General features: G+C 68.0%; 5 protein-coding genes and 1 pseudogene. 1 reads left to right on the top strand and 5 read right to left on the bottom strand.

Annotation, left to right across the window (positions count from 1 at the left end):
* Positions 1 to 138: His/Gly/Thr/Pro-type tRNA ligase C-terminal domain-containing protein (locus tag VGB60_RS04905; protein ID WP_331037152.1), on the top strand; the 138-nt coding region annotated here is incomplete at its 5' end.
* Positions 139 to 319: 181 nt separating this feature from the next.
* Here VGB60_RS04905 and phnE read toward each other — a convergent pair.
* The 5 genes and pseudogenes from phnE to phnC all read right to left on the bottom strand — a co-directional run bounded on the left by phnE (position 320) and on the right by phnC (position 4,090).
* A complete protein-coding gene (gene phnE, locus VGB60_RS04900) occupies positions 320 to 1,078 on the bottom strand; it encodes a phosphonate ABC transporter, permease protein PhnE (RefSeq protein WP_331037151.1) in 759 nt (252 codons plus the stop codon).
* A 282-nt stretch (positions 1,079 to 1,360) separates the two neighbouring features.
* Positions 1,361 to 2,161: pseudogene (gene phnD, locus VGB60_RS04895) on the bottom strand (phosphate/phosphite/phosphonate ABC transporter substrate-binding protein); the annotation flags it as partial.
* On the bottom strand, positions 2,158 to 2,295 hold the full coding sequence (locus VGB60_RS04890; protein WP_331037150.1) for a hypothetical protein: 138 nt from the start codon (positions 2,293 to 2,295) through the stop codon (positions 2,158 to 2,160). The pseudogene phnD and the gene VGB60_RS04890, both read right to left, overlap by 4 nt.
* Positions 2,292 to 3,296, bottom strand: a complete 1,005-nt coding sequence (locus VGB60_RS04885) for a phosphate/phosphite/phosphonate ABC transporter substrate-binding protein (RefSeq protein ID WP_331037149.1) — start codon at positions 3,294 to 3,296, stop codon at positions 2,292 to 2,294. The genes VGB60_RS04890 and VGB60_RS04885 overlap by 4 nt, the downstream gene beginning before the upstream one ends.
* A complete protein-coding gene (phnC, locus tag VGB60_RS04880; RefSeq protein WP_331037148.1) occupies positions 3,293 to 4,090 on the bottom strand; it encodes a phosphonate ABC transporter ATP-binding protein in 798 nt (265 codons plus the stop codon). The genes VGB60_RS04885 and phnC overlap by 4 nt, the downstream gene beginning before the upstream one ends.
* Between the last annotated feature and the right edge of the window lie 94 nt (positions 4,091 to 4,184).

Raw genomic sequence — 4,184 nt, 5'->3', positions numbered from 1 at the left:
GTCGGCAAGAACGAGGCCGCCGAGGGCAAGGTGGCGATCCGCCGGCTGGGATCACAGGCGCAGGAGGTGGTCACCGTCGAGGAGGCCATCCGGATGCTGACCGAAGAGGCGACGCCGCCGGATTTGCGGCGTCCCTGACCCGTCGTCATTCCGGGCGCAGGCGCGCAGCGCCGGAGACCCGGAACCCAGCGGCGCGCGAGAGCGCGAACCTGTCGGGAGACCAAGTGTGGATCAGGCGCGAGCAGTGTTTCGCCGCCGTCGCGGCTCCGCTGGGTTCCGGGTCTTCGCTGCGCTTCGCCAGGAATGACGACAGGTGTGGCTACAGCAGCCGCTTGCGCATCGCCTGGCTGAGCATGTCGATCAGGGTCACGGCGACGACGATGATGATCGCGATGGTCGACACCGTGCGGTAGTCGAACGCCTGCAGGCTTTCGAACAAGACCTGGCCGATGCCGCCGGCGCCGATCAGACCCAGCACGGTGGCCGCGCGGCTGTTCGATTCGAACCGGTAGAGGGCGAAGCTGGTCCACAGCGGCGCGACCTGCGGAATGACCCCCCATGTGATCTCGTGCAGGCGGCCGGCGCCGGTCGCCTTGACGCCTTCGATCGGTCCCTTGTCGATCGACTCGACCGCTTCGGAAAACAGCTTGGCCAGCACCCCGGCGGTGTTGAGGGCGATGGCGAGCACGCCGGCGAGGGGCCCCAGACCCACGGCGACGATGAACAGCGTGCCGATGACGAGGTCCGGGATCGACCGCAGCAAGTCCATCACTCGCCGCACGGGCCAGACCAGCCAGCTTGGCGACAGGTTGCGCGACGCCATCAGGCTGAGCGGCACCGCCAGGAACACCGCCAGGAAGGTGCCCCACAGCGCGATCTGGATGGTCAGCCACATCTGGCCGACCAGCGGCCGCCAGTCGGAGAAGTCGGGATTCAGGAAGTCGCGGCCGTAGTTCCGCATGTTCTCCGAGTTCGAGAACAGATTGACGACGTTGGGCAGGTCGACCCGGTTGAAGGCGGCCAGCAGGATGATCGCGAACCCACCCCACAGCAGCAGGTCTAGCGACCATGCGGCCATCGATTTCTTCGGGGCGTCGGGAATGACGGCCGGATCGGTCGCCGCGGAGACCCGGCGCGGCAGGGCGTTCACGCCGATGGCGAACAGAGCGAGCAGGCCGATCAGGGCGAAGGGGCTCCAGCGGGCGAACTTGCTGGCGGCGCTGGCCGGCGGCGCGACCTCGGGCGGGCGGCCTTCCCGGCGCGCCTGATCGGCCTTCATCTCGCGGATCGGGTCGAGGTAGCTGTTATCGGCGGCCCGGAACTGGGAATAGTTCAGCCCCTGCATCACCTGGCGCTGACGGTCCGCCTGCGGACCGGTGCCCTGGCCATAGGTGACGAAGAACTCGCGGATCCGCGCCTTTATATCCGCCGGCAGGTCCGAGCGGATGATGATTCCGGATTCCGGGATGGGCGGGGATTCCCAGATCTCCTCGATCTGGGCGGCGATCTGCGGATTCTGGCGGCGCAGGAAGACGGTGTTGACCGAGTTGGACGTCGCGACGTCGACCTGTCCGTTCGCGACCGAAAAGGCGTTGGCCTGATGGTTGGCGGAACGAACGGTGGAGAAACAGGTGTTCGGGACGATGTTTCGCGGACCGAAGAAATAGGTCAACGGCGCCAGGGTGCCCGAGGTCGACTGCGCGTCGCCTATGCCGAAGGTGTAGCGCTTGCCGCACCGGGCGACGTCTTCGAGCGTGATGCCCGAGCCCTTCTTCACGATCAGGGTTGAGACGTAGGAGTCCTTGCCCTCGACATCGACGGTCCGGGCGATGACCTCACCCTTCGAGCGGTCGATGGCCTGCACGGCCGGGAGGGCCGAAAACCAGCCGATCTGGGCCTGGTTGGCGCGCATCGCCTCGACCAGAACGCTGTAGTTGGAGCCGAAGATCGGCTCGACCGGGATGCCGATCTCGCGCTCCAGGTCGTCGAGCAAGGGCTGCCACAGCGGCCCGGAGGACGCCTGACCCTCGGCCGAGAGGACGGTGAAGACAATCTTCTCCGGCCGCTCCGTCTGGGCGTGGGCCGCCGGCGACGGCGCGAGGCCGCATAGGACGATCGCGAGCGCGAGAGCGGCGGCGAAGATGTTCTGGAGGCGGCTCATATACGGAAGTCCCGAAACGCATCCTCGGCTCGGGGAGCCTGGATCAGCGTCATGGCAGGGTTGTTCAGGCCGCGCGCGGCGGCCTTTGGCGTGACGTCGTCGACGAGGGCGGCGTTGCGGTTGTCGGGCTTCACGGCTGCACCTCGCGCCTGGCCCGCAGCGCCTGCAGCTCGCGCTGCGCCGCCGCTGTCTGCGCCGCGTCGCCCTTGGCCCGGGCGGCGGACAATTTCTGATCCGCCATCAGCTCTCGGACGGGATCCAGATAGTTGTCATCCGCCGCGCTGAAGCGCGAATAACCGAGGGCGGCGAGGATGCGGACCTGCCGCTCGGCCGCCGCGCCGCCGCCCTGACCATAGGTCAGGAAGAAGCTGCGGATTTTCTCCTTGAGCGCCGGGTCGAGATCGCTTCGCACAAGGATGCCGCCCTCGGGGATCGGCGGCGACTGCCAGACCTGCTCGATCTGCTCGGCCATGGCCGGGTTGCGCCGGCGCAGGGCCTCGACGGCGACGGTGTTCGCGGTCGCCACGTCCAGGACGCCGGCGGCGACCTCCGAGACGTTCGACTCGTGATTTCCGGACTTCACCGACCGGAAGCAGCGTTCGGGCTCGATGCCGCGCGGGTTGAACAGGAAGGTCAGGGGCGCCAGCGTGCCCGAGGTGGACTGGGCGTCCCCGATGCCGAAGCTGAAACGCTGACCGCAGGCCAGGATGTCTTCCAGTTCAAGGCCGGAGCCCCGTTTCACGACGAGCACGGAGCGGTAGCTGTCGGAGCCGTCGCGGCTGAGGGTGCGGGCGATCATTTCCGCGTCGGCGGCCTCCATCGCGGCGATCGCCGGCTGCGCGGAGAACCACGCCACCTGCGTCCGCCCGGTCTTCATGTCATCAATCAGGGCGCCGTAGCTGGACGCGAAATGCGGCTCGACCCGAACCCCGATAGCCTCCGACATGTCGTCGAGAAGCGGTTGCCACAGGGGACCGGCCGAGGCCTGGCCCTGGGCGGACAGAATGGAGAAGGTGACTTCATCCGGAGTCTCGCCCGGCGCGCCGCCGTCCCCCCCGCCGCAAGCGGCGAGCCCCAGCGCGGCGGCGGCCAGAACCCCGACGCCGAACCGGCGGACAGAGTTCGACAGATTCATCCCTTGGCTTCCCAGAAGGCGTCTTCGAACTCGGGGCCGTAGATGTCGATCAGCTGTTTCGTGTCCAGCCCGGTCGCCGGTCCATCATAGACAACCTGGCCGGCCTTCAGCGCCACGACTCGGTCGCAATAGCGGATGGCGTAGTCGACCTGGTGCAGGGTGACGATGACGCCGAGGCCGTCGCGCTTGTTCAGCTCGACCAGCAGCTCCATCACCTTGCGCGCTGAAACCGGATCGAGCGACGCCACCGGCTCGTCGGCGAGGATGGCCTGCGCGCCCTGCACCAGGGCGCGCGCAATCGCGCCGCGCTGCTGCTGGCCGCCCGAGAGGGTGTTGGCGCGCTGCGCCGCGTACTCGGACACCCCGACCCGATGCAGCGCCTCCATGGCCTTGCGCTTGTCGGCCGACGGCCAAACCCCGATGACGCCCTTCCAGCTGGGAATCCGCCCAAGCGCGCCCAGCATGACGTTGGAAAACAGGCTCAGGCGGCCGACGAGATTGAACTGCTGGAAGATCATGCCGAGCTTTTGGCGCGCCGTGCGAACGCGGCCGGTGACGCGGCCGTCCTTCTGCACCACCTCGCCGAAGACGGTGATCGTGCCCTTGCCCCCGTCGATGCTCTGCAGGCCGGTGATCGACCGCAGCAGGGTCGATTTCCCCGATCCAGACGGCCCGATCAGGGCCACCATCTCGCCCGCGCCGACCTCGACGGAGACGCCGTTCAACGCCTTGCGGGCGCCGAAGGTCTTGGACACGTCCCTGACGGACGCGACGGCGGCGGCTGTTGAGGTCATGGATACGCTGGGAGCGGTTTCAAGGGCGCGCCGCATGGCCTGAACAGGCCCGCGAGGCAAGACTTAATGGCACGGACGCGCCGACGCCGTCCAG

Source organism: Brevundimonas sp. (assembly GCF_036399195.1).
Lineage (GTDB): Bacteria > Pseudomonadota > Alphaproteobacteria > Caulobacterales > Caulobacteraceae > Brevundimonas.
The sequence above is the reverse complement of the archived record's forward strand: the minus strand, read 5'-3'. Positions and strand labels throughout refer to the sequence as shown.

Coding starts and splice junctions, on each gene's coding strand:
- VGB60_RS04885 (WP_331037149.1), bottom strand. CDS start 3,296: ATGAATCTGTCGAACTCTGTCCGCCGGTTCGGCGTCGGGGTTCTGGCC.
- phnE (WP_331037151.1), bottom strand. CDS start 1,078: ATGGCCGCATGGTCGCTAGACCTGCTGCTGTGGGGTGGGTTCGCGATC.
- phnC (WP_331037148.1), bottom strand. CDS start 4,090: ATGACCTCAACAGCCGCCGCCGTCGCGTCCGTCAGGGACGTGTCCAAG.